Below are 24,461 nucleotides of genomic sequence, written 5' to 3'. Positions count from 1 at the left end.
GAGATTCAGGTGACCTTATTCGACATATCCCTCTGCATCACCGGGACCGCGTCATGTTATGTTATTTCTGACAACCCGGACACCAGTAAAATGGTCTTGACGACAGCATCGTTTTTTCAATAATCCCGCCGCATCGCTCGCAGGCTTCACCGTCGCGGTGAAAGACTTTAAAGCGAAACAGCGCCCCGTGATGCTTATTCTCATCAGCCAGTCCACGAGTGTTATAGGATAAACGCGGAATATCGAGCAGCGCCTGCGCCAGCGCGTCCAACTGTTGTTCGCTCAGCTGCGACGCTTTATGTTGCCCCGTCAGCCCAACCTGCCAGAGGATCTCTACCCGCAGGTAGTTACCCAATCCCGCGAGAAACGCCTGATCCAGCAGCAGACCGGAAAACTGCCGATTGCGAAAACGCGGTGACAGCAGACGCGTTTTGACTTCAGCGGGTGTTAAGTGCAGATCCAGCACGTCCGGCCCTACCCGCTGCAGGAAAGGGTGGGTAGTGAGCTGTTCTGGCGTCAGTATTTCGATATCCGACGCGCTATAGAGCAGGATAGTTTTATCGGCGGTTTGCAACCTGACGCGCAACACGCGGGTAGTCTCCGGGATATTCCCCGTGTCCACTACCCGCCAGACGCCGTACAGTTGATTATGGCTATATAACGTCAGACCATTGGAAAAATGGGTGAGTAAGGCTTTACCCCGCGTTTCGAGCTGGGTAATACGCTGCCCAATCAGTTGAGATTGATACGGTTTTAACTGCTCAAAGGCAAACCAGACATCCGTCAACGGTTTGCCTTTGACTGCCGCCTCCAGGGTATCCGCCGCGCGGCGGATCTCCGGGCCTTCAGGCATAATACTGTCCTTTGTTAATGTGTTGCACCGCCCGTCACGGCGATATCGCGCTCCACCTGTAACGCCGTGACGATGGCGATTTCCAGCGCACGACGCACCGTATCACTCGCCATACTTGGCGCACCGGGATGGGCTGCGGCCTGCTGTGGAAGATAAGGGATATGAATGAATCCCCCCTTCACCGTCGGCGTATCTCGCAGTTTGTGCAGCAGCCCATACATCACGTGGTTACAGACGAAGGTACCTGCGGTTTGCGAAACCGATGCCGGAATACCAGCGCTGCGCATGGCCACCACCATGGCTTTGATCGGCAGTGTGCTGAACCACGCCGCCGGGCCATCGGCCACAATCGGTTCATCTACCGGTTGCTGGCCACGGTTATCCGCAATACGCGCATCGTCCACGTTGATAGCAACGCGTTCAACGGTGATGTCTGTACGACCTCCGGCCTGACCGACCGCCAGCACCAGCGACGGTGACAGCGTATCAATCGCACTATTGAGCACTGCCAGAGATTCACCAAATACGCACGGCAGTTGGCGCGCCACGACGCGGCATCCAGCGATGATAGCATTGTCGAGCCCCGAGACCACTTCCCAGGAAGGGTTAACTGACTCGCCGCCAAAGGGTTCAAATCCGGTGATTAATACCGTTTTCATCCTTCCTCCTTACAGGAACATCAGGAAATACATCAGGAACACATTCACCAGCAACAGCAGGATGCCAGTCGGCACCTGCGCTTTAATCACCGCGTTTTTATCCGGCAGCTCCAGCAGCGCCGCTGGCACGATGTTAAAGTTTGCCGCCATCGGCGTCATCAGCGTTCCGCAATACCCGGAGAACATACCAATTGCCGCCATCACCGCCGGATTGCCGCCGTGCTGCAAGACGAGGATTGGAATCCCAATCCCGGCGGTCACAATCGGGAAGGCGGCGAAAGCGTTACCCATAATCATGGTCAGCAACGCCATACCGATGGTATACACCGCCACCGCAATAAAGCGGCTGTCCACTGCCAGATATTCCTGCGTCAGATACGAAATGCCGCTGCCGACGCCCGCCGCCGTAAACAGCAGTCCGAGCGTGGCAAGAATTTGCGGCAGAATGAACGCCCAGCCGATGGAGTCCAGCAGACGACGCGCTTCCTGAATCGGCTGATGTGCCCGCTCATGGGTCATTTTAACCGCCATTGCCAGACCAATCAGCGAACCGGCGGTCATTGAAAACAGCGTCACCAGCGTGGCGTGATTCCCCGGCCCAAACAGCGCATTCTGTAAACCCGGAATATGATTGAACATCAGCACGCCGACAACAGTGACCACCGGGATCGCCAGCGCCGGGAAAAACAGCCGGTTGCCCAGTCGACTGGCGCTTTCTTCACGCTGTTGTTGCGTACGTTGATGGTAGCTGCCGAGCTTCACGCCGCCAAAACCGGCGATCAGCGCCAGTACGACCACCGCGATACCCACCGCGATATGCACCGTACGTTTATCGCCAAACAGTGAATAGGTCCAGTCACCCAGCAAAAACAGTAGACCATACACGCCCCAGAACAGACCGGTGGTTAAACGCCGGGGGTTCGCTTTGTCCTGCCAAGACATCACGGCCACAATCAACAAGACCGCACCCGCCAACCAGTAGAGATAGCTTTGCTGAAAATTCATTTCGCTTCTCCTTTCGCTGCGGCATTCGCTTTCGCGACTTCTCGTTGCAGATAGCTATCCAGCCGCCACAAGCGCGCACCGTGGATCAGGAAGGCACAAATCGCCGTTGGGATCCCCCACAGGGCAATGTGCAACGGCTCGGTCTGGATCCCGCCGGACTCCAGCATAAAGTTGTGCATGAAGATGATTGCCCCAAAGGCAACAAAGATATCTTCGCCGAAAAACAGCCCAACGTTATCGGTCGCCGCTGACATCGCACGCAGGCGATAGCGTACAGAGCCTGGCAGTTCACCGTGATTTTTCTCAGCGGCCCCTTCTGCCATCGGCGCCAGCAGCGGACGCACCATTTGCGGATGCCCCCCCAGACTGGTTAGTCCCAGCGCGGCGGTCGCTTCACGAATAAACAGATAGACAATCAGCAAACGGCCGCTGGTGGCGCTACGGATTTTCGCGATCCACGCCTGGGCGCGTTCTTTCAGGCCATGGCGCTCCAGCAGGCCGATGACCGCCAGTGGAATCAATAAGATAAACGGCAGGTTGCGGGTGTTGAGAAAACCTTCACCCAGTTTTTCGAGGATAGTGGCGATCGGCATATGCGCCGCCAACCCGGTGACGATCCCGGCAATGATAACCACCAATACCGGGTTAAAACGTAAAAGAAATCCGACCACGATGACGGCGATCCCCGTCAATGGCCAAAGAGAAATTACCTCTTCCATAATTCATTCCTGTTAAAACTCGTCATACTTCAAGCTGCAGGTGCGTTGACTGCGTTCGTTCACCCCAGTCACTTACTTCTGTAAGCGCCTGGGAACTCACTCACTGGTCATCTTCCTGCAACTCGAATTATTTAGAGTTTATGTTGTTGTGTAATATATTATTGTTTTGTATGGTAAATCTTATGCGCTAATTTCAATATTGCATGCATTAAACGCGCTGCGCAAACGGCGGGCAAAAGCGAGTGCGTGCTCACCATCACCATGAATACAGACCGTCTGTGCCGTGACGTTGGCCCATTCTCCGGTTTGGCTTTTTACTCTCCCGGACCGCACCATTTGTAAGGTTTGCGCCAACGCCTGCTCTTCGTCTTCAATCAGCGCCCCCGGCTGACTACGCGGAACCAGACTGCCATCCGCCTGATAGCCGCGATCGGCAAACACCTCCTGACGCGTCTGCAGACCATAATGCTCGCCGGCCCGAATCAGTTCGCTACCCGCCAGCCCCACCAGCACCAGCGACGGATCGCAGGCATGTACCGCCCTGGCGATGGCATCGGCTAACTGTGGATCCCTGGCGGCCTGGTTGTACAACATGCCGTGCGGTTTGACGTGGCGCATCACGCCACCTTCCGCCCGGGTTATCGCCGCCAGCGCACCGATTTGATACAGCGTCTGGGCGTAAACCGTGTCGACGGGCAGGGTCATGGCGCTACGGCCGAAGTTTTCCCGATCCGGAAAACTGGGATGCGCCCCCACTGCTACGTCATTTTTTAACGCTTCACGCACGCTTGCCAGCATGGTTTGCGCATCGCCGGCGTGAAATCCGCAGGCAATGTTGGCAGAAGACACCAGTTGCAGCAGCGCGGCGTCATTTGCGCAGCCTTCACCGAGGTCTGCATTCAGATCAATTTTCATCGTTAAGTCGCCATGTTAATTGTTCCAGATAACGCTGCTGGTCGTGACGCGCCTTTAGCGCTTCCTCCAGCGAGCACTGAACAAAATGAATTGGCTGGCCGAGGGGAATTTGTGCCAGATGGTACATATCCGCCTCAATGATACAGGCGATGCGTGGATAGCCCCCCGTGGTCTGGGCGTCGTTCATCAGCACAATAGGCTGGCCGTTATGCGGCACCTGCACCACGCCGGGAAGCAGACCGTGCGACAACAGTTCTCGATCGGTAGTGCGCGTTAGCGGTTGTCCCTGCAGGCGATACCCCATGCGGTTACTCTGCGGGCTGAGTTGCCATGGCGAACGCCAGAATGACGCCTGCGAAGCTTCATCAAACTCATGATACTCAGGTCCGGGTAACGCACGAATGCGGTTCCCCCACATGAGCTGTTTTACCCCCTGCGGTCCGCTGAACCGTCGCGTGGAAACGCCCACCGCCAGCCTGTCGCCATCGCGTAACAGACGCCCTTCCAGACCACCGATGCCGACTTTCAGGTCGGTGCTGCACGAACCCATGACCTCGGGAACATCAATGCCACCCGCTATTGCCAAATAACTGCGCATGCCATGTTGCGGACGTTTTAGCGTCAGGCGTTGCCCAGCCTTCACCGGAAGTCGCCATCCGCTCCACACCGGGTTACCGTCTAAATGTGCATCACACCCCGCGCCGGTCAAAGCAAACCAGCTATCTGCATCAAACTCCACAACCAACTGGCCGAGCGTTATCTCCAGCGCGGCGGCATTTGCATCGTTGCCCACCAGCAGGTTGGCAACGTTCAATGCGGGCTTATCCAGCGCCCCACAGTGGCTGATTCCTGACTGGCGAAAACCGTGACGACCGCCGTCCTGGACGGAAGTGTACATACCGGCACGAATGATAGTTAACATACTCCCTCCTTCTGCGGTACAAAGCGCACAGTATCTCCTGGTCGTAACAGGATGGGTTCATCCCGGCGGGGATCAAACAACTTAATGGCGGTATGCCCTATCAGCTGCCATCCCCCCGGCGTGGCGAGCGGGTAGATACCGGTTTGTGAACCGCCGATACCGACCGAACCTGCCGGAACAATCAGACGCGGTTCCGCACGTCGCGGGGTATGCAGTTGTTCCGGTAAGCTCCCGAGATAGGGGAACCCTGGCTGAAAGCCTAAAAACCAGACCACATAGTCAACAGAAGCATGCAATTCAACGGCCTGCTTTTCGCTTAATCCACTGTGTTGTGCGACATCGGCAAGATCCGGTCCCTGCTTTCCGCCGTAGGTCACCGGAATTTCAATAAAGCGCGAATCTGGCTCCAGTGCTTCACTCTCCTCCCACCAGCGTTGCAGACGTTCAATGGCATCCAGCGCCAGGGTTTGCGGATTACGCAGCGTCACCGTGATATTGTTCATACCCGGGATCACTTCAAGCACATTCGGGGCATCAACCAGGCGCTGAGCCAAACCCCAAATACGTTTCTGGGTCGCCAGCGTAATAGGGGGTTCCAGTTCCAGAACCACCGCAGTTTCACCTAACAGATAACAACGCGCTCGCTGCACTTTCGTCCCTCTTTTTACAACCTGATTCATTAGGCGGGGTTAGGAATATCGATAAACGATACATCCAGCTCGGTATTTTCATTCAGCCATTCACTTAACGCCCGGATACCGCCGCGTTCGGTGGCATGGTGTCCGGCGGCATAGAAATGCAGCCCCTGCTCACGGGCTGAGTGAATAGTTTGCTCTGAGACTTCGCCGGTAATAAATGCATCAACACCAAAACGGGCCGCGCTATCAATGAAGCTCTGCCCTCCCCCGGTGCACCAGGCAACGCGCTGAATTTTTTCCGGCCCGCTATCGCCACACCACAATGGTTTACGCCCTAAACGCGCCTCAATCCACGAGGCAAATTCTAGCCCCGGCACCGGCATGGCAAGTTCACCCCACGGTACCAACGGCTCGATTTCACCCATCACGGTAATGCCCAACAGCGCCGCCAGCTGTGCGTTGTTACCCAGCTCCGGGTGAGCATCCAACGGCAGGTGCCAGCCATACAGGTTGATGTCATTTTCCAGCAGCGTTTTCAGACGATGGCGCTTCATGCCACGAATTACCGGAGATTCGCCTTTCCAGAAGTAACCGTGATGAACGATGACCGCATCAGCGCCCAGGCGCACAGCCTCATCCAGCAAGGCCTGGCTTGCTGTCACGCCGGTCACGATTTTATGCACCGTCTCTTTGCCCTCAACCTGCAAACCATTCGGCGCATAGTCGCTAATCGCGGCGCTGTTCAGTTTGTCGTTGATCAGTTGTTCCAGCTCGGTGTTTTTCATCATCGCCCTCGTTGTCATAATTTCTGCCTGTCCAATCAGCAATACTGCTTATGTAAAATAGCGTCCCCGCCTCCATTCGTCGATAACCATTTCACTGACACATCAAGAAACACTCACTCGCCGTTTGAACGTAAATTGCTTACCACTACGTGATTTTATTCATGTATATTTATGCAATCAGACAGCATATTGCAAAAATAATCAGATCTGTATCAAAGTTATAACTTCAAGGAAACACGCTCACGCAGTACGTTCATCCTGGCGTGAGGCATTTACTTCGAGAATAGAATGAATAAACACGCATCTCAGCCACGCGCAATTTATTACGTCGTCGCGCTGCAAATTTGGGAATACTTCAGTTTTTACGGCATGCGCGCCCTGCTGATCCTGTATCTCACCAACCAACTCAAGTACAACGATACTCATGCGTATGCGTTGTTCAGCGCTTACTGTTCGCTGGTGTATGTCACGCCTATTCTTGGCGGATACCTGGCGGATAAGGTCCTTGGTAACCGTATGGCGGTGATGATTGGCGCATTGTTAATGGCGGTTGGACACCTGGTACTGGGTGCCAGTGAAATGGCGCCAGCGTTCCTATATTTATCTTTGGCGATCATTGTCTGCGGCTACGGTCTGTTTAAATCCAACATTAGCTGCCTGCTGGGTGAGTTGTATCACACCGACGATCCGCGCCGCGACGGCGGGTTCTCACTGCTCTACGCCGCCGGAAATATCGGTTCGATTATCGCCCCCATTGCCTGTGGCTATGTGCAGGAAGAATACAGCTGGGCGATGGGCTTCGCGCTGGCCGCAATTGGTATGCTGGCAGGACTGGTGATTTTCTTGTGCGGCAACCGGCATTTCGCCCATACAACCGGCGTCAACAAAACGGTCCTGTGTGCCAGAACGTTTGTTCTGCCAAACTGGGCCTGGCTGTTAGTGCTGCTGGTCGCCGCACCGCTGCTAATTACCGTTCTGTTCTGGAAAGAGTGGTCCGTATATGCGCTAATCGTCGCCACCGTCATTGGTCTGGTCGTTCTGGCTAAAATTTACCGTCAGGCACAAACGCAAAAGCAGCGCAAAGAACTGGGGCTTATCGTCACGTTAACATTCTTCAGTCTGTTATTCTGGGCCTTTGCACAGCAAGGCGGCAGCTCCATCAGCCTGTATATCGACCGCTTTGTGAATCGCGATATTCTGGGATATTCCATTCCTACCGCCATGTTCCAGTCGGTTAACGCCTTTGCCGTGATGCTGTGCGGCATCGTGCTGGCCTGGGTAGTCAAAGAAAGCGTCAGTGGTAATCGTACCGTGCGCATCTGGGGAAAATTTGCCCTCGGCCTGGGGTTGATGAGCGCCGGATTCTGTATTCTGACCTTAAGCGCCCGCTGGTCCGCCGCTTACGGCCACTCCTCGATGCCGCTGATGGTGTTGGGGCTGGCGGTAATGGGATTTGCCGAACTGTTTATCGACCCGGTCGCCATGTCGCAGATTACGCGCATTGAGATCCCTGGCGTCACAGGCGTGTTAACCGGAATCTATATGCTGCTGTCCGGCGCTATTGCCAACTATCTGGCGGGGGTGATTGCCGACCAGACGTCACAAGGCGCGTTTGATGCCTCCAGGGCCATCAACTATTCCATCAACGCGTATATTGACGTCTTTAGCGAAATTACCTGGGGTGCGTTGGCCTGCGTGGCGCTGGTGCTGCTGATTTGGCTGTACCAGTCACTTAAATTTAAAAAACGCGCGCTGGCGCTAGAGTCCTGAGTTAACAGGCCCGATGATGTCATATGAGTCGGGCCTGTTTTTTATCAGACGGTTACGCATTATTCGCTGCCAAATCCTCTTCAGCCAAACCGGTAATCAGTAATACCATTTCGCGATCTATTCCTTGTGCCAGCATGGTTAGCGCAATACGCAACGCGGCTTCTTGCTTACCTTGCTGTAGTCCTTGTTGCAGCCCTTGTTGCAGTCCTTCCTGTACTCCATCTAACCGTAACCGCTCCGCAATAGTCATCAGCCTCTCCTTGTGTTGGGGGATCCGTTGCGTCATCTCTTGCATAAATTCAGTGAAACGAGATTCATCGCCGGATTGCAGAATGTAATTAAACATCGCCTGTAGCTGCGTGTCATTAGTGCAACCTGTTAGTAGCAGTGTGCTCAGTTGCTCTACCAGCCCCATCAAATCCCGCTGACGGATATGCTTTTGCATCAGTTCCAGCAACGCCATTCGCCTGTGAGCCATGATGTCGTCATCTGGCACAACCGTTATATCCACCAGCGGAAATGCGCTGGCATAAAGTTGCTTTGCCGCCACGGGATCGGCGAACGCATCCAGCCAGCATAGTGAATACGGGTACGGGCTTCGACAGCCATGATAAAACAACATCGGAATAACCAGCGGTAATTCCTTGTACCCGGCGTCCAGATGGCGCTGCATAGCTGCCATCGCATAACGCAGCAGACGAAAAGCCATATGCGGATCGGCTGAACTCTGATGCTCTATAACAACATAAACATAACCATCGCCTTCGCGTGTGTGTAAAGACCAGAGCACATCGGAGTAGCGGGAACGTAAATCAGCGTCGATAAAGCTCTCTGACTCCAGTTTCAGCGTGGATAAATCGCAAAGCGTCCGCAGAGAAGCCGGAAGGTGAATGTCGAGGAAATCGCGCGCTGTTTCGGGATGGCGTAAAAATGTTTTGAATACCGCATCATGCGGTGTGGACGTCGCTGGCGTTGTCATCGTGTTCCGTCACCTGAAAGAAGATGACGGGACTTTACTGCCCGAGCGTGACGCGTGCATCCAGGCATTCACAGCCTTGCGTACACGCTCCAATTCTAAATGCGCCCGGCAGCAACGCATTCATGCTACCGGATGGTAGTACGCAGAAATAAACCGCACGCTCACCCCTTGCGTGCCGCCTCGTAGGCCGCCAGCGTCGCTAGCCTGGCCTGTTTATGATCTACAATCGGACGGGGATAATCGAGGGTAACCTGCACTTTTTCTGCCCACGTCCACGGGTCGTGGATTGCTTTACCAGGTACCTCGTGCAACTCGGGAACCCACCGGCGGATAAACTCACCGTCGCGGTCGAATTTCTCCCCCTGAGTTGTAGGGTTAAAAATGCGGAAATACGGTGCAGCATCGGTTCCGGTAGACGCAGCCCACTGCCAGCCACCGTTATTGGCCGCCAGGTCGCCGTCGATCAGTTGCGACATGAAGTACTGCTCCCCTTTACGCCAGTCAATCAGCAGATCTTTTACCAGGAAGCTGGCGGTGATCATGCGTAAACGGTTATGCATCCAGCCGGTAGCGTTAAGCTGGCGCATCGCAGCATCAACAATGGGGTATCCCGTATTTCCCGTCTGCCACGCCTGAAGATGCGCCGCGTTGTTCTGCCATTGCACGCGGTCAGTCCAGCGAATAAACGGTTGATACCGACACAGCGCCGGATACCAGGTCATTAAATGTCGGTAAAATTCACGCCAGATAAGTTCATTTAGCCAAACGCTCCCGGCACCGCCCTCTAGCGCCTTCGGCTGTTCGACTAACAGACGGTTCAGGCATTGACGCGGCGACAACCCGCCCGTGGCCAGACTCGCAGACAAGCGACTGGTGCCTTCAATGGCCGGGTAATCACGCTGTTGCTCATAGTCACTCGCTGACTGCTGACAAAACTGGCGTAACTGCGCGATAGCCCGTTTTTCTTGCGCCGGGAAAAGTGCTGCATCAAAATCCTGCTGCGGATAATTCAGCGTGAGTGGCGTTAACGGCGCGGTGAGCGCCCCACTATCCCGCACCATTGGCGCGCTAACACATTCCGGAATGCCGTCTTTAATTCGCTTCAGCCAGGCATTTTTAAACGGCGTAAAGACTTTATACATTTCATGATTGCCGGTCATAACCGCGCCCGGGGGTAAGATCACACTGTCGTCAAAGCCTTCGCACACGACGTCAGGCAACTGCTTCTCGACCCTTGCATCACGCTGCCGTTCGTTGATTTCATACTGATAGTTATAAAACAGTCGGCTGACGTCATGCTGCGCGCAAACACGATTTACTGTCTCCACGCTGGCAGCAAAATCGGCAACTTCATGAAACAGCAGCGGGATCCCTTTTTCTGCCAACGCCGCATGTAGCGCATTCAACTGCACGCTGATAAACGCCGCCTGACGCGCAGACATATCATGCGCCGCCCATTGTTCTGGGGTGGCGATATATAGCGCCAGCACCCGGGCTGAACGATCCCGACACGCCGCCGCAAGAGCAAGATTGTCATGCAGGCGCAAATCACGCCGAAACCAGACCAGATGCGTGGTCATAAAACTCCCGCAGATAAATTAATTTTTGCCGCGCAAATCCAGAATTGCCGGCCAGAGTTCAAAATAACGTTGCCCGGACAGCCAGGTGTTCGGATGCTCGGCCATATAGTGTTTGATGAGCATTAACGGTGCAAGCAGTGGCTGCGCTTCACGTCGATAGCTATCGATTATCGAGGTCAGTTCCTGACGTTGATGCAGATCGAGTTGATTGCGGAAATAACCCTGAACGTGCATCAGGACATTGGTGTGATTACGTCGGGTTGCATTATTGAACAGCAAATGCGTCAGTCGTAAGCGGTACTCATTAAAAAACGCCTCAAGACTTTGCCATTCGTGGATGGCCGCAACGAAGGGGCCAAGTTCACGATACTCTGGCTGGGAATGCGCCAGCAGGATCAGTTTGTAGCGGGTGTGATAGTCAATCAACGCTCCGCGCGTTAGCCCCCGCTGGTGAAGCTTATACAGTTCATGCAATGCATAAATACGCACCAGGGTACTGTCGTCAAACGGGCAGGCTTCTCTGGCAGAACAACCAACCGCAGGTGCCGTAACACAGGTGTGGATACCCACAGGAATTCTCTTGCTCATCACGACTCCTTATCCGTTATTCGGGTAAGTGTAGACGTCCGTGCATAAAAAAACCGCCACATTGCTGTTGGCGGTTTTTTTAGCAATTACGATGACTTAATAGAAATCGCAGGTCGCTTTTTCAGCCTGATCCATCCACACCGGTTTATCACTGGTTTTCGACCAGACGCGGTGCAGGTAGCTGTAAAAACGGGCACGGTCTTTCCAGAACAGCATGACCGGCAGCGCCAGCACGCCCGCCACGACGGCGAAAGTACGGCGTAATAAGACAATGTGCGCTGGATATTCTTTATACAAGTCCATAATCCTCTCCCCTATATCTGTTCGGTGAATAGCACCGGAAAATAAATTTGGTTAACTGATGAAAATAATACCGCCTTGTGTGTAATTTTGCTACTCATCCGACCACTTATTTTTATCTATTGATGCTCCGTTTAGCCTGAAACTGTAATTAGGTTACATAAAAGTTAAATTAATACTAATCATTAGTTAAATAACGGTCTTTGCCATTTTTATACTTTTTTTACACCCCACCCGCCAATTTTTGCGAAATCTTTGCAACCAAAAACCTACGCTCTGGTTATCACATTGATGTCACAGGAGGTGCACCGTGAGTGCAGGCGTGATAACTGGCATTGTGCTGGTTTTTTTATTACTCGGTTATCTGGTGTATGCCCTGATTAAGGCGGAGGCGTTCTGATGGCGGCACAAGGATTTTTACTCATCGCCAGTTTCTTACTGGTGTTATTTGTCATCGCCAGACCGCTGGGTGCCGTGCTGGCACGACTCATCACCAACATCCCCCTTCCGGGCGTAACCGGTGTTGAGCGTATTCTCTGGCGCGGGTTAGGCGTTTCACAACATGAGATGAACTGGAAACAGTACCTGCTGGCGATCCTGATGCTCAATATCCTGGGTCTGCTGGTGCTGTTTTCCCTGCTGATGGCGCAAAACTTGTTACCACTGAATCCTCAGCAGCTACCGGGGCTGTCATGGCATCTTGCGCTGAATACCGCCGTGAGCTTTGTCACCAATACCAACTGGCAGTCTTACAGTGGCGAAACCACCTTAAGCTACTTTAGTCAGATGGCTGGCTTAACCGTGCAGAATTTCCTGTCTGCGGCGACCGGTATTGCGGTGATTTTTGCCCTAATCCGCGCCTTTACGCGCCAGAGTATGAATACCCTGGGCAATGCGTGGGTGGATCTGGTGCGCATTACGCTGTGGATCCTGCTCCCTCTTTCTCTGCTTATCGCCCTGTTCTTTATTCAGCAAGGCGCGCTGCAAAACCTGCTGCCCTATCAGTCATTTACTACCCTTGAAGGCGTAAAACAGCTGTTACCAATGGGACCGGTTGCCTCGCAGGAGGCCATTAAAATGCTCGGTACCAACGGCGGCGGCTTCTTTAATGCTAACTCATCGCATCCGTTTGAAAACCCAACCGCCTTGACCAATATGGTGCAGATGTTGGCTGTCTTTTGCATTCCTGCCGCCCTGTGCTTTGCCTTTGGCGATGTCGTGGGCGATCGCCGTCAGGGACGCACCTTACTGTGGGCCATGTCGCTGATTTTTGTCATCTGCGTGGCGATTGTGATGTGGGCGGAAGTTCAAGGAAACCCACATCTGCTGGCATTTGGCGCAGACAGTAGTCTCAATATGGAAGGGAAAGAGAGCCGCTTTGGCGTACTGGTCAGCAGTCTGTTTGCGGTCGTCACAACGGCGGCCTCCTGTGGGGCGGTCATCGCGATGCACGACTCCTTCACCGCACTGGGCGGGATGGTACCGATGTGGTTGATGCAGATTGGCGAAGTGGTGTTCGGCGGCGTGGGCTCCGGTTTGTACGGCATGCTGCTGTTCGTCCTGCTGGCGGTGTTTATTGCCGGACTGATGATCGGGCGCACGCCGGAATATCTGGGTAAGAAAATCGACGTGCGGGAAATGAAAATGACCGCGCTGGCGATTCTGGTGACGCCTGCGCTGGTGCTGCTCGGTACAGCGATAGCCATGATGAGCGACGCCGGACGCAGCGCCATGCTCAACCCCGGCCCGCATGGTTTCAGCGAAGTACTGTACGCCGTGTCATCTGCCGCCAACAACAACGGCAGCGCCTTTGCCGGGTTAAGCGCTAACAACCCCTTCTGGAACTGCCTGCTGGCGTTGTGCATGTTCTTCGGCCGCTTCGGGGTCATTATTCCAGTGATGGCCATTGCCGGTTCGCTGGTGGCTAAAAAGAGCCAACCGGCAAGCCAGGGGACGCTCCCCACTCACGGCCCACTGTTTGTCGGGTTGTTGATCGGTACAGTGTTACTGGTTGGCGCCCTTACCTTTATTCCTGCACTGGCGCTTGGCCCGGTCGCAGAATACCTCTCTTTACGTTGAGCGATACGGAGCACATTGTTATGAGTCGCAAACAACTGGCACTGTTCGAACCGTCTCTGGTCGCACACGCGCTGATGGACGCAGTCAAAAAGTTAAGCCCACATACTCAGTGGCGCAACCCGGTGATGTTTATCGTCTGGCTGGGCAGCCTGCTGACAACCTTGTTAACCGTTGCAATGGCAACCGGGCACATGACAGGCAATCCCCTGTTTACCGGTGCGATAAGCCTCTGGCTGTGGGTCACCGTCCTTTTCGCCAATTTTGCCGAAGCGCTGGCGGAAGGACGCAGTAAAGCTCAGGCCAACAGCCTGAAAGGCGTTAAGAAGACAGCGTTTGCCCGTAAATTGCGTGAACCGAAATACGGTGCAGAAATGGATCATGTTCCCGCAGAGGCACTACGCAAAGGCGATATCGTACTGGTGGAAGCAGGCGATATTATTCCCTGCGACGGCGAGGTGATTGAAGGCGGCGCATCGGTGGACGAAAGCGCCATTACCGGGGAATCTGCGCCGGTTATCCGTGAGTCCGGCGGTGATTTTGCTTCCGTAACCGGCGGGACCCGCATTCTTTCCGACTGGCTGGTTATCGAATGCAGCGTGAACCCCGGTGAAACCTTCCTCGACCGGATGATCGCCATGGTTGAAGGCGCCCAGCGGCGTAAGACGCCCAACGAAATCGCGCTGACAATCCTGCTGATAGCCCTGACCATCGTCTTTTTACTGGCAACCGCCACCCTGTGGCCGTTCTCGGCCTGGGGCGGCAGTGCAGTTAGCGTCACGGTGCTGGTTGCCCTGCTGGTGTGCCTGATCCCGACAACTATTGGTGGGCTACTCTCGGCGATTGGCGTGGCCGGTATGAGCCGAATGCTCGGCGCGAACGTGATCGCCACCAGCGGGCGGGCGGTCGAAGCAGCAGGTGACGTCGACGTACTGTTGCTGGATAAAACCGGCACCATTACGCTGGGTAACCGTCAGGCATCAGATTTTATTCCCGCCCACGGTGTCGACGAAAAAACGCTGGCCGACGCGGCGCAGCTTTCATCACTGGCGGATGAAACGCCGGAAGGTCGCAGCATCGTGATTCTGGCAAAACAGCGCTTTAATCTGCGCATACGCGATGTGCAATCGCTGCACGCCACGTTTGTGCCGTTCACCGCGCAAAGCCGGATGAGCGGCATTAACATCGACAACCGTATGATCCGTAAAGGCTCGGTCGACGCCATTCGTCGTCACGTTGAGGCCAACGGCGGACACTTCCCTGCAGATGTCGAACAGAAAGTGGAAAACGTTGCCCGTCTTGGCGCGACGCCGCTGGTGGTTGTCGAAGGTTCGCGCGTTCTGGGCGTCATTGCCCTGAAAGATATCGTCAAAGGCGGGATCAAAGAACGGTTTGCCCAGCTACGCAAAATGGGTATCAAAACGGTGATGATTACCGGCGATAACCGTCTGACTGCCGCCGCGATTGCAGCGGAGGCCGGGGTTGACGACTTTTTAGCCGAAGCCACACCGGAAGCTAAGCTGGCGCTGATTCGTCAGTACCAGGCGGAAGGCCGTCTGGTGGCAATGACCGGTGACGGCACGAACGACGCCCCCGCACTGGCGCAGGCAGACGTTGCGGTCGCCATGAACTCCGGGACCCAGGCGGCTAAAGAAGCGGGCAACATGGTGGACCTTGATTCTAACCCCACCAAGCTTATCGAAGTGGTCCACATTGGCAAACAGATGCTGATGACGCGCGGTTCACTGACCACCTTCAGTATTGCCAACGACGTCGCCAAATATTTTGCCATTATTCCGGCGGCGTTTGCCGCCACCTATCCGCAGCTCAACGCGCTTAACGTGATGCGCCTGCATTCGCCGGATTCGGCAATCCTCAGCGCGGTTATCTTCAATGCGCTGGTAATTGTCTTTCTGATCCCGCTGGCACTGAAAGGGGTGAGCTACAAACCGTTGTCCGCCTCCGCCATGTTACGCCGCAATCTGTGGATTTACGGCCTCGGCGGCCTGGTCGTGCCATTTATCGGCATTAAAGTGATTGATTTACTGCTGACCCTGCTGGGTCTGGTGTGAGGTTTCAGATGAGTGGATTACGTCCTGCATTATCAACATTATTTTTCCTGATGCTTATTACCGGCGGGGTCTACCCGCTGTTGACCACCGCACTGGGGCAGTGGTGGTTTCCCCATCAGGCCAACGGGTCGCTCATCCGCGAAGGTCAGACGATCCGCGGTTCTGAACGCATCGGGCAACACTTCACCGCCGCCGGATATTTTCAGGGACGCCCGTCAGCAACGGCGGAAATACCCTATAATCCAATGGGTTCGGGTGGCAGTAATCTGGCCGCCAGCAACCCGGAGCTGGATAAGCAACTACAAAGCCGGATCGCCGCGCTGCGTGCCGCCAACCCGCAGGCCAGCCCTGTCGTTCCTGTGGAGTTAGTAACCGCATCCGCCAGCGGGCTGGATAATAACCTGACGCCAGAGGCCGTTGCCTGGCAGATTCCACGCGTGGCACATGCGCGCAACCTCAGCGTTGAAGAGGTTACGCAGTTGGTTGCACAATACACGCAAAAGCCGCTGGTCAGTTTTATCGGTCAACCGGTGGTGAATCTGGTGGAACTTAATTTAGCGCTGGATAAGCACTGAGACAAAGGACATGCATAGCGAACCCTTACGCCCCGATCCGGACCGTTTACTGGAACAAACGACCGCCCCGCATCGTGGAAAACTGAAAATTTTCTTCGGTGCCTGTGCCGGCGTGGGTAAAACCTGGGCCATGCTGGCAGAGGCCCAGCGGCTGCGGGCGCAAGGCCTGGATGTGTTGATCGGTGTGGTGGAAACCCACGGACGCAAAGAGACCGCCGCGCTGCTGGACGGTCTCGCCGTGCTGCCGTTAAAACGTCAGACTCACCGCGGGCGACGCATCAGCGAGTTCGATCTTGATGCGGCCCTCGCCCGCCGCCCGGCGCTGATATTAATGGACGAACTGGCGCACAGTAATGCGCCAGGCTCGCGCCATCCCCGCCGCTGGCAGGACATTGAAGAGCTGCTGGAAGCGGGCATTGATGTCTTTACTACCGTTAACGTGCAGCATCTGGAAAGCCTGAACGACGTGGTCAGCGGCGTGACCGGTATTCAGGTGCGTGAAACCGTCCCCGATCCCTTTTTCGATGCTGCCGATGATGTGGTGCTGGTCGATCTGCCGCCTGACGACTTACGCCAGCGCCTCAACGAAGGCAAGGTCTACATCGCCGGTCAGGCGGAACGGGCAATCGAACATTTCTTTCGCAAAGGTAATTTAATCGCCCTGCGCGAACTGGCCCTACGCCGTACCGCCGATCGAGTAGACGATCAAATGCGCGCCTGGCGAGGACGACCGGGAGAGGAAAAAGTCTGGCACACCCGCGACGCTATTTTGCTGTGTATTGGACACAATACCGGCAGTGAAAAGCTGGTACGCGCCGCCGCACGTCTGGCTGCTCGCCTTGGCAGCGTGTGGCACGCGGTGTATGTCGAAACCCCGGCGCTGCATCAGCTCCCGGAAAAACAGCGCCGTGCGATCTTAAGCGCGCTACGGCTGGCACAGGAACTGGGTGCGGAAACCGCCACCCTTTCCGATCCCGCCGAAGACAAGGCGGTGATTCGCTACGCCCGGGAGCATAACCTGGGAAAAATTGTGCTGGGACGGCCAACCACGCGCCGCTGGTGGCGCAGCGATTCCTTTGCCGACAAGCTGGCTCATCGTGCCCCGGATCTCGATCTGATGATTGTCGCGTTGGACGAGCCTCCACCACGCGCAGCAGCCCAAACCATGGATACCCGCACCTTTAAGGATAAATGGCGGGTACAAATTCAGGGCTGTGTGGTGGCCGCCACGCTGTGCGCCATCACCACGCTGATTGCCATGCAATGGCTGGTTACTTTTGATGCCGCCAATCTGGTGATGCTCTATCTGTTAGGCGTGGTGGTTATCGCCCTGTTTTATGGTCGTTGGCCCTCGGTAGTGGCGACCATGATCAACGTCGCCAGCTTCGATCTGTTCTTTATTGCGCCACGCGGGACGCTTGCCGTCTCAGACGTCCAGTATCTGCTCACTTTTGCGGTCATGTTAACGGTTGGTCTGGTTATTGGGAATCTGACCGCAGGCGTGCGCTATCAGGCGCGGGTCGCGCGTTATCGGGAGCAGCGAACGCGTCATCTGTATGAGATGTCCAAAGCGCTGGCCGTGGGACGTAGCCAGAAAGATATCGCCACCACCAGCGAACAGTTTATCGCCTCCACCTTTCAGGCCCGCAGCCAGGTGTTATTGCCGGATGAGCACGGAAAACTGGCACCGCTGACAGAGCAGCAGGGCATGACGCCGTGGGATGACGCCATTGCCCAATGGAGTTTTGATAAAGGACAACCGGCAGGTGCCGGCACCGATACCCTCCCCGGCGTGCCGTATCAAATCTTGCCGCTGAAAAGCGCTGACAAAACGCACGGGCTGCTGGTAGTGGAGCCGGGAAACCTGCGTCAGTTGATGATCCCGGAACAGCAGCGTCTGCTGGAAACCTTTACCCTGCTGGTTGCCAGTGCGCTCGAACGCCTGACGCTGACCGCCAGCGAAGAACTGGCGCGATTGGCCAGCGAACGAGAGAGCATCCGCAATGCCCTGCTGGCGGCCCTCTCCCATGATTTACGCACACCACTCACGGTGCTGTTCGGTCAGGCGGAGATTTTAACGCTGGATCTCGCCAGCGAAGGTTCTCCCCACGCCCGCCAGGCCAGCGAAATTCGCCAGCACGTGCTCAATACCACCCGGCTGGTCAATAATTTGCTGGATATGGCGCGGATCCAATCTGGCGGCTTTAATCTTAAGAAGGAGTGGTTAACGCTGGAAGAAGTAGTAGGTAGCGCCCTGCAAATGCTGGAACCTGGCTTAGCCGCGCCGATTAATCTGTCGCTTCCGGCGCCGTTGACGCTGATTCACGTTGACGGTCCACTGTTTGAACGGGTGCTGATTAACCTGCTGGAAAACGCCATTAAGTACGCAGGTCCACAGGCGCAAATCGGCATTGATGCGCAGGTAGAAGGTGAGCATCTGTTTCTGGATGTATGGGATAATGGCCCCGGCATTCCAGCGGGCCAGGAGCACGCTATTTTCGACAAGTTCTCCCGGGGAAACAAAGAATCCTCTGTACCGGGCGTAGGGCTGGGACTGGCTATTTGTCAGGCGATTGTGAACGTACACGGCGGGACGATTACCGCCCACAATCGACCGCAGGGTGGCGCATGCTTCCGTGTTACACTCCCGCAGGAAACGCCCCCTGAACTTGAAGATTTTCATGAGGATATGTGACAAACGTACTGATTGTTGAAGATGAACAGGCCATTCGCCGCTTTCTGCGCACCGCGCTGGAAGCCGATGGCCTGCGCGTTTACGAAGCAGAAACGCTGCAACGTGGCCTGCTGGAAGCGGCCACGCGAAAACCCGATCTCATCATTCTCGATCTCGGCCTGCCGGACGGTGACGGCATCGATTTTATTCGCGACCTGCGACAATGGAGTGCCATCCCGGTGATTGTGCTTTCTGCCCGCAGTGAGGAGAGCGACAAAATCGCCGCGCTGGACGCCGGTGCCGATGATTATCTCAGCAAACCGTTTGGTATTGGCGAGCTGCAGGCGCGTTTACGCGTGGCCTTACGCCGCCACGCAACCGGGCAAACGCCCGAACCGGTGGTTCAATTCTCAAACATTAAAGTGGATATTGCCGCGCGGCTGGTACACCGTGGTGAAGAGGAAATACATCTGACGCCGATTGAGTTTCGCCTGCTTGCGGTCCTGCTGAACAACGCGGGTAAAGTGCTCACCCAACGCCAGTTGTTAAACCAGGTATGGGGACCCAATGCCGTCGAGCACAGCCACTACCTGCGAATCTATATGGGGCACTTGCGCCAGAAGCTCGAGCTGGATCCGGCCCGTCCACGTCACTTTATTACCGAAACCGGGATCGGCTATCGGTTTATGCCGTGAACAGATGCTGAATAAAAAAGCCGGATCAGCATATAAGCTATCCGGCTTTTATAATTCATGCCGGATGGCGACGCGAGCATCGTCATCCGGTCTACGCCTTATGCGTTTTTCAGCACTTCGCTGACAATCTCAACCGCTTCTTTCTCAATCTGCTGGCGATGCTCAGCGCCGAGGAAGCTTTCACAGTAAATTTTGTAGGCGTCCTCGGTGCCGGACGGGCGTGCGGCAAACCAGCCGTTGTCGGTCATCACCTTCAGACCGCCAATGGAGGCACCGTTACCTGGTGCAGCGGTCAGACGTGCAGTGATCGGGTCACCGGCAAGCGTACTGGCGCTAACCATTTCCGGAGACAGTTTAGACAGCGCTGCTTTCTGCGCAGACGTCGCGGGAGCCTGTAAACGGTTGTAGCTTGGCGCACCAAAGCGCGCGGCCAGTTCATTATAGTGTTCCTGCGGATTTTTACCGGTAACCGCGGTAATTTCCGCCGCCAGCAGGCACATGATGATCCCGTCTTTGTCCGTCGACCATGGCGTACCGTCGAAACGCAGGAATGACGCGCCCGCGCTCTCTTCACCGCCAAAGCCAAAGCTGCCGTCAAACAGACCGTCAACGAACCATTTAAAGCCAACCGGCACTTCCACCAGCTTGCGACCCAGGTCATTCACCACGCGGTCAATCATCGCGGAGGACACCAGCGTTTTACCGACAGCAACCTCTTTGCCCCACTGCGGACGATGCTGGAACAGGTAGTTGATTGCCACCGCCAGATAATGGTTCGGGTTCATCAACCCAGCCGGGGTAACAATGCCGTGACGGTCGTAGTCCGGATCGTTGGCAAACGCCAGATCGAACTTATCACGCAGCGCCAACAGACCCGCCATGGCACACTCAGAGGAGCAGTCCATACGGATGGCGCCATCTTTGTCGAGATGCATAAAGCGGAAGGTCTGATCAACCTGATCGTTAACGATGGTCAGATTCAGTTTGTAGTGCTCAGCAATACGCTTCCAGTATTCGATACCGGAGCCACCCAGCGGATCAACACCCAGCGTCAGGCCCGCTTTCTGGATCGCGGCCATATCGACGATGTCTGCCAATCCTTCAACGAACGGTTGCACCAGATCCTGTTCTTTCACGTGACCCGACGCCAGCGCCGCATCCAGTGAAATACGTTTCACGCCGTTAAGGCCATCGGCCAGTAGTGCATTGGCCCTGTCTTCCACCACTTTAGTGACGTTAGTATCTGCCGGACCACCGTTTGGCGGGTTGTATTTAATCCCGCCATCTTCCGGCGGGTTATGGGACGGTGTGATCACAATACCGTCAGCCAACGGGCCGCCTTTCTTGTTGTGGACCAGGATAGCGTTAGACACGGCGGGCGTTGGCGTATAGCCGTTATTTTCCTGCACGATGACATCAACGCCGTTTGCCGCCAGCACTTCCAGTACAGAGATAAATGCCGGTTCAGACAGCGCGTGAGTGTCCTTGCCCACATAACAAGGGCCAGTAATTCCGTTTTTCGCACGTTCTTCAGCAATCGCTTGAGCGATAGCCAGAATATGCGGTTCGTTAAAACTGTGACGACCTGCACTGCCGCGATGCCCGGACGTACCGAACTTAACGGCGTGCTCTGCATTCCCTGCTTCTGGTTTCAGTACATAGTACTGTGCCGTCAGTTGGGCGACGTTAATCAAATCACTCTGTTGTGCAGGTTGACCTGCACGATTGTGGATTGCCATTGCCTGGTCCTTCTAATGCAAGGATTAAATTGTTCCGCAAACCTTTTCAATCAATTCCGCAGGGAATTGCATTGACTGCATGATGTGTTCAACCATGCTGCATTTACGGCCGGTATTCGTGTTGGTGATCACCCAATACGGCGTGCCTGGCACGTGTTTCGGCTTGGTTTGATTACCATTTTTCAGCAGCGTCTGTTCATCCGCTGCAAAATAGACGCGCGTGCGACCATGCAACGATTCTGTTGCCTCGGCAAACGCGTGTTGATCCAGTGAATAGAGTGTAGACAGCACCAGCATAAAGCGATTCACTGCTTTTTTCTGTTCCGCATATTCATCGGAAAGCAGCAGTTCACGCATGGCGCGCACTTTGTCTTTTACAGGGTTAACCGGCTTGGCTTCCACGACAGGTTGCACGGCGCGGACGTCTTTCACCACCGGCGTGGCAGGCTGTGATGCAGCGGAAAACTTCAACATACGCCGTAAAATGTCGGATGCGCTCTCGCCGATATGCTTGGTATGGCTGGCAATATAGCTATAGAGTTCATCATCAACTTCAATCGTTTTCATCTTAATCCAGTGCGGTGTTTAGCTGAATACAAGTTGTTGGGACTGTACACGCGTAGTGTAAAGGCAAATCCCAACAGCGGATAGCGTCAAGCCCGATGGCCGGAAAAACTCGGAGTAACCGTAGTTGTTGCAGCCGTGTGGCAGAATGGTCAACATGATACCCTAACCCGCTAGCGTGAAAAAAAGAACTTTGCCATGAAATTGAATATCCGAGCGCAATCTGCACAAAACCTGCACAATAATTCTCCCATCGTCCTGGTGCACGGGCTGTTTGGCAGCCTGGACAATCTGGGCATACTGGCCCGCTCTCTGGTTGTCGATCACAATATCATCCAGGTTGATATGCGAAATCATGGCCTCTCACCCCGTTCTCCGGAGATGAACTACCCGGCGATGGCGCAAGATCTGCTGGATACGTTGGATGCCCAACAGATAGAAAAAGCCACCTTTATTGGCCATTCAATGGGGGGCAAAGCCGTGATGGCGCTAACCGCCCTGGCACCGGAACGTATCGATAAGCTGGTGGCTATCGATATTGCCCCGGTTGATTACCAGGTCCGCCGTCACGATGAGATATTTGCGGCGATTAATGCGGTGACGGATGCAGAAGCCGCGTCGCGCCAGCAGGCGGCTAGCGTGATGCGCCAACATCTTAAAGAAGAAGGCGTGATCCAGTTTCTGCTGAAATCATTTATAGACGGTGAATGGCGCTTTAACGTCCCGGTATTGTGGGATCAGTATCCGCATATTGTCGGCTGGGAAACCATTCCGGCCTGGGATCACCCGGCGCTGTTCATCCCTGGGGGGAACTCACCGTACGTTACTGAAGCGTATCGAGCCCCATTGCTGGCGCAATTTCCCCAGGCACGGGCACATGTCATTGCCGGCGCGGGCCATTGGGTGCATGCAGAAAAACCCGAAGCCGTGCTGCGCGCCATCCGTCGTTATCTGACAGAACAGGCTAACTGATTAAAAACTCAGCGTCCGCGCGCGATTACGTGCGTGGGCGTTGGCGCGCCTCCCCTGCTGATGTATGATGGCGCGCTATCCATCCGGGCAGACGCCTGGCTGATTGTTTCCCCGAAGTCACCAAGATCATGGCCAAAGAACAAACGGACCGTACGACATTAGATCTGTTCGCGCAGGAGCGTCGCCCGGGACGACCCAAAACCAATCCGCTTTCGCGTGATGAACAGTTACGTATTAACAAACGTAATCAGCTTAAACGCGACAAAGTTCGTGGGCTTAAGCGTGTCGAACTGAAACTGAACGCCGACGCCGTTGACGCGCTGAATGAGCTGGCTGATGCGCGTAATATGAGCCGCAGTGAACTCATTGAAGAAATGCTGATGATCCAACTCGCCACATTGCGTGGTCAGGCATAGTCTGAAATTCTGCTAATAATTCGAGTTGCATCAAGGCGGCGACGCAGCGAATCTCCAGGAGTGTACATAAGTACGTGACTGGGGTGAGCGAGGAAAGCCAACGCACATGCAGCTTGAAGTATGACGGGTATAAATCATAAATCGTGTAGCACAGAGTGCAGTCCAGCGTGTTTGCTGTTTCCGCATGCCTGACTGTTCTGCTATGATTGCCCTTATCCGTGGGCAATGCGCCACCACCATTTCAATAAGTTTCAAGAGGTTATTTTACTCATGGCAATCACTGGCATCTTTTTCGGCAGCGACACCGGTAATACCGAAAACATCGCAAAAATGATTCAAAAACAGCTTGGTAAAGACGTTGCCGATGTACATGACATTGCAAAAAGCAGCAAAGAAGACCTGGAAGGGTATGACATTCTGCTGCTCGGCATCCCGACCTGGTACTACGGTGAAGCGCAGTGTGACTGGGACGACTTCTTCCCGACCCTCGAAGACATTGATTTTAACGGCAAACTGGTTGCTTTGTTTGGCTGTGGCGATCAGGAAGATTACGCAGAATATTTCTGCGATGCGTTAGGCACGATTCGCGACATCATCGAACCGCGCGGCGCAACCATCGTCGGTCACTGGCCAACGGCGGGTTACCACTTTGAAGCATCCAAAGGTTTGGCTGACGACGACCACTTTGTCGGCCTGGCTATCGATGAAGATCGCCAGCCTGAACTGACCGCAGAACGCGTTGAAAAATGGGTTAAGCAGATTTCAGCGGAACTGCATCTCGACGAGATTATTAACGCCTAATTTCGTGCGGCGCAGATCTTCATCTGTGCCGCATCAATAGATAAAACCAATCAAAATAATTGCTACAAATTTGTAACTTTCTCGCCTGACCCTGTACAATGGCTGGATGCCAATCGGGTATTGCACAGTGTGTTTGTTGGCGATACCACGTTTTGATTAACAAT

General features: G+C 54.7%; 24 protein-coding genes. 10 read left to right on the top strand and 14 right to left on the bottom strand.

Going from position 1 to position 24,461, the window contains the following annotated elements; translation table 11 throughout:
• Positions 1-61: 61 nt before the first annotated feature.
• From nei to ybgI, 8 genes are all read right to left on the bottom strand, one after another.
• Positions 62-853: an endonuclease VIII gene (nei, locus tag FCH32_RS06055; protein WP_174360650.1), complete on the bottom strand. Its 792-nt coding sequence runs from the start codon at positions 851-853 to the stop codon at positions 62-64.
• 14 nt (positions 854-867) lie between these two features.
• Complete coding sequence (gene pcp, locus FCH32_RS06050; RefSeq protein WP_174360649.1) at positions 868-1,512, bottom strand: pyroglutamyl-peptidase I; 645 nt, start codon at positions 1,510-1,512, stop codon at positions 868-870.
• Between the two features lie 9 nt (positions 1,513-1,521).
• Complete coding sequence (locus tag FCH32_RS06045) at positions 1,522-2,517, bottom strand: DUF979 domain-containing protein (RefSeq protein WP_096757849.1); 996 nt, start codon at positions 2,515-2,517, stop codon at positions 1,522-1,524.
• Positions 2,514-3,236, bottom strand: coding sequence for a DUF969 domain-containing protein (locus FCH32_RS06040; RefSeq protein ID WP_096757850.1), 723 nt, complete (start codon positions 3,234-3,236; stop codon positions 2,514-2,516). Before FCH32_RS06040 ends, FCH32_RS06045 begins: the two co-directional genes overlap by 4 nt.
• Positions 3,237-3,416: 180 nt before the next feature.
• A complete protein-coding gene (pxpA, locus tag FCH32_RS06035) occupies positions 3,417-4,151 on the bottom strand; it encodes a 5-oxoprolinase subunit PxpA (RefSeq protein WP_117342246.1) in 735 nt (244 codons plus the stop codon).
• A complete protein-coding gene (pxpC, locus tag FCH32_RS06030; RefSeq protein ID WP_115259062.1) occupies positions 4,141-5,073 on the bottom strand; it encodes a 5-oxoprolinase subunit PxpC in 933 nt (310 codons plus the stop codon). The genes pxpA and pxpC overlap by 11 nt, the downstream gene beginning before the upstream one ends.
• Complete coding sequence (pxpB, locus tag FCH32_RS06025) at positions 5,067-5,723, bottom strand: 5-oxoprolinase subunit PxpB (protein WP_174360648.1); 657 nt, start codon at positions 5,721-5,723, stop codon at positions 5,067-5,069. Before pxpB ends, pxpC begins: the two co-directional genes overlap by 7 nt.
• Positions 5,724-5,752: 29 nt before the next feature.
• On the bottom strand, positions 5,753-6,496 hold the full coding sequence (gene ybgI / locus FCH32_RS06020; RefSeq protein ID WP_096759449.1) for a radiation resistance protein YbgI: 744 nt from the start codon (positions 6,494-6,496) through the stop codon (positions 5,753-5,755).
• A gap of 288 nt (positions 6,497-6,784) precedes the next feature.
• Between ybgI and dtpD the strand changes: the two genes are divergently transcribed.
• Entirely contained in the window at positions 6,785-8,266 is a 1,482-nt protein-coding gene (gene dtpD, locus FCH32_RS06015; RefSeq protein ID WP_174360647.1) for a dipeptide permease DtpD, read from the top strand.
• A gap of 52 nt (positions 8,267-8,318) precedes the next feature.
• Here dtpD and FCH32_RS06010 read toward each other — a convergent pair whose 3' ends face one another.
• The 4 genes from FCH32_RS06010 to FCH32_RS05995 form a co-directional block, all read right to left on the bottom strand.
• The gene (locus tag FCH32_RS06010) at positions 8,319-9,245 is read right to left on the bottom strand and encodes an Rpn family recombination-promoting nuclease/putative transposase (RefSeq protein WP_174360646.1); all 927 of its coding nucleotides are present in this window, start codon (positions 9,243-9,245) and stop codon (positions 8,319-8,321) included.
• A 161-nt stretch (positions 9,246-9,406) separates the two neighbouring features.
• Positions 9,407-10,825: a deoxyribodipyrimidine photo-lyase gene (gene phrB / locus FCH32_RS06005; RefSeq protein ID WP_174360645.1), complete on the bottom strand. Its 1,419-nt coding sequence runs from the start codon at positions 10,823-10,825 to the stop codon at positions 9,407-9,409.
• 18 nt (positions 10,826-10,843) lie between these two features.
• Positions 10,844-11,413, bottom strand: coding sequence for a DUF1722 domain-containing protein (locus FCH32_RS06000; RefSeq protein WP_137400299.1), 570 nt, complete (start codon positions 11,411-11,413; stop codon positions 10,844-10,846).
• Between the two features lie 96 nt (positions 11,414-11,509).
• Positions 11,510-11,716: a YbfA family protein gene (locus FCH32_RS05995; protein WP_096757857.1), complete on the bottom strand. Its 207-nt coding sequence runs from the start codon at positions 11,714-11,716 to the stop codon at positions 11,510-11,512.
• 307 nt (positions 11,717-12,023) lie between these two features.
• Between FCH32_RS05995 and kdpF the strand changes: the two genes are divergently transcribed.
• Genes kdpF through kdpE form a run of 6 tightly spaced genes read left to right on the top strand, consistent with a single transcriptional unit; the run spans position 12,024 to position 19,805 of the window.
• The gene (gene kdpF, locus FCH32_RS05990) at positions 12,024-12,113 is read left to right on the top strand and encodes a K(+)-transporting ATPase subunit F (RefSeq protein WP_008456132.1); all 90 of its coding nucleotides are present in this window, start codon (positions 12,024-12,026) and stop codon (positions 12,111-12,113) included.
• Complete coding sequence (gene kdpA / locus FCH32_RS05985; protein ID WP_174360644.1) at positions 12,113-13,792, top strand: potassium-transporting ATPase subunit KdpA; 1,680 nt, start codon at positions 12,113-12,115, stop codon at positions 13,790-13,792. The genes kdpF and kdpA overlap by 1 nt, the downstream gene beginning before the upstream one ends.
• Positions 13,793-13,812: 20 nt before the next feature.
• The gene (kdpB, locus tag FCH32_RS05980; RefSeq protein ID WP_174360643.1) at positions 13,813-15,861 is read left to right on the top strand and encodes a potassium-transporting ATPase subunit KdpB; all 2,049 of its coding nucleotides are present in this window, start codon (positions 13,813-13,815) and stop codon (positions 15,859-15,861) included.
• Between the two features lie 8 nt (positions 15,862-15,869).
• Positions 15,870-16,436 carry a potassium-transporting ATPase subunit KdpC gene (gene kdpC, locus FCH32_RS05975; RefSeq protein ID WP_115259069.1) on the top strand — a complete coding sequence of 189 codons (567 nt, stop codon included), beginning with the start codon at positions 15,870-15,872 and terminating at the stop codon, positions 16,434-16,436.
• A 10-nt stretch (positions 16,437-16,446) separates the two neighbouring features.
• On the top strand, positions 16,447-19,131 hold the full coding sequence (gene kdpD, locus FCH32_RS05970) for a two-component system sensor histidine kinase KdpD (RefSeq protein ID WP_174360642.1): 2,685 nt from the start codon (positions 16,447-16,449) through the stop codon (positions 19,129-19,131).
• On the top strand, positions 19,128-19,805 hold the full coding sequence (gene kdpE / locus FCH32_RS05965; RefSeq protein WP_115259071.1) for a two-component system response regulator KdpE: 678 nt from the start codon (positions 19,128-19,130) through the stop codon (positions 19,803-19,805). Before kdpD ends, kdpE begins: the two co-directional genes overlap by 4 nt.
• A gap of 98 nt (positions 19,806-19,903) precedes the next feature.
• Here kdpE and pgm read toward each other — a convergent pair whose 3' ends face one another.
• A complete protein-coding gene (gene pgm / locus FCH32_RS05960; protein ID WP_115259072.1) occupies positions 19,904-21,544 on the bottom strand; it encodes a phosphoglucomutase (alpha-D-glucose-1,6-bisphosphate-dependent) in 1,641 nt (546 codons plus the stop codon).
• A 24-nt stretch (positions 21,545-21,568) separates the two neighbouring features.
• Complete coding sequence (seqA, locus tag FCH32_RS05955) at positions 21,569-22,111, bottom strand: replication initiation negative regulator SeqA (protein WP_096757864.1); 543 nt, start codon at positions 22,109-22,111, stop codon at positions 21,569-21,571.
• Positions 22,112-22,306: 195 nt separating this feature from the next.
• On the opposite strand from seqA, the gene ybfF reads away from it, so the two are divergent.
• From ybfF to fldA, 3 genes are all read left to right on the top strand, one after another.
• Complete coding sequence (ybfF, locus tag FCH32_RS05950; RefSeq protein WP_096757866.1) at positions 22,307-23,080, top strand: esterase; 774 nt, start codon at positions 22,307-22,309, stop codon at positions 23,078-23,080.
• Positions 23,081-23,208: 128 nt separating this feature from the next.
• Positions 23,209-23,496 carry a LexA regulated protein gene (ybfE, locus tag FCH32_RS05945; RefSeq protein WP_096757867.1) on the top strand — a complete coding sequence of 96 codons (288 nt, stop codon included), beginning with the start codon at positions 23,209-23,211 and terminating at the stop codon, positions 23,494-23,496.
• Between the two features lie 270 nt (positions 23,497-23,766).
• Positions 23,767-24,297 (top strand): flavodoxin FldA, encoded by a 531-nt coding sequence (fldA, locus tag FCH32_RS05940; protein ID WP_167456047.1) that lies wholly within the window; start codon positions 23,767-23,769, stop codon positions 24,295-24,297.
• Positions 24,298-24,461: the final 164 nt, after the last annotated feature.

It is taken from the genome of Citrobacter gillenii (assembly GCF_013337685.1).
In the GTDB taxonomy this organism is placed as follows: domain Bacteria; phylum Pseudomonadota; class Gammaproteobacteria; order Enterobacterales; family Enterobacteriaceae; genus Citrobacter; species Citrobacter gillenii.
Note: the sequence above shows the minus strand (reverse complement) of the source record. Positions and strands in the feature narration are given on the sequence as shown.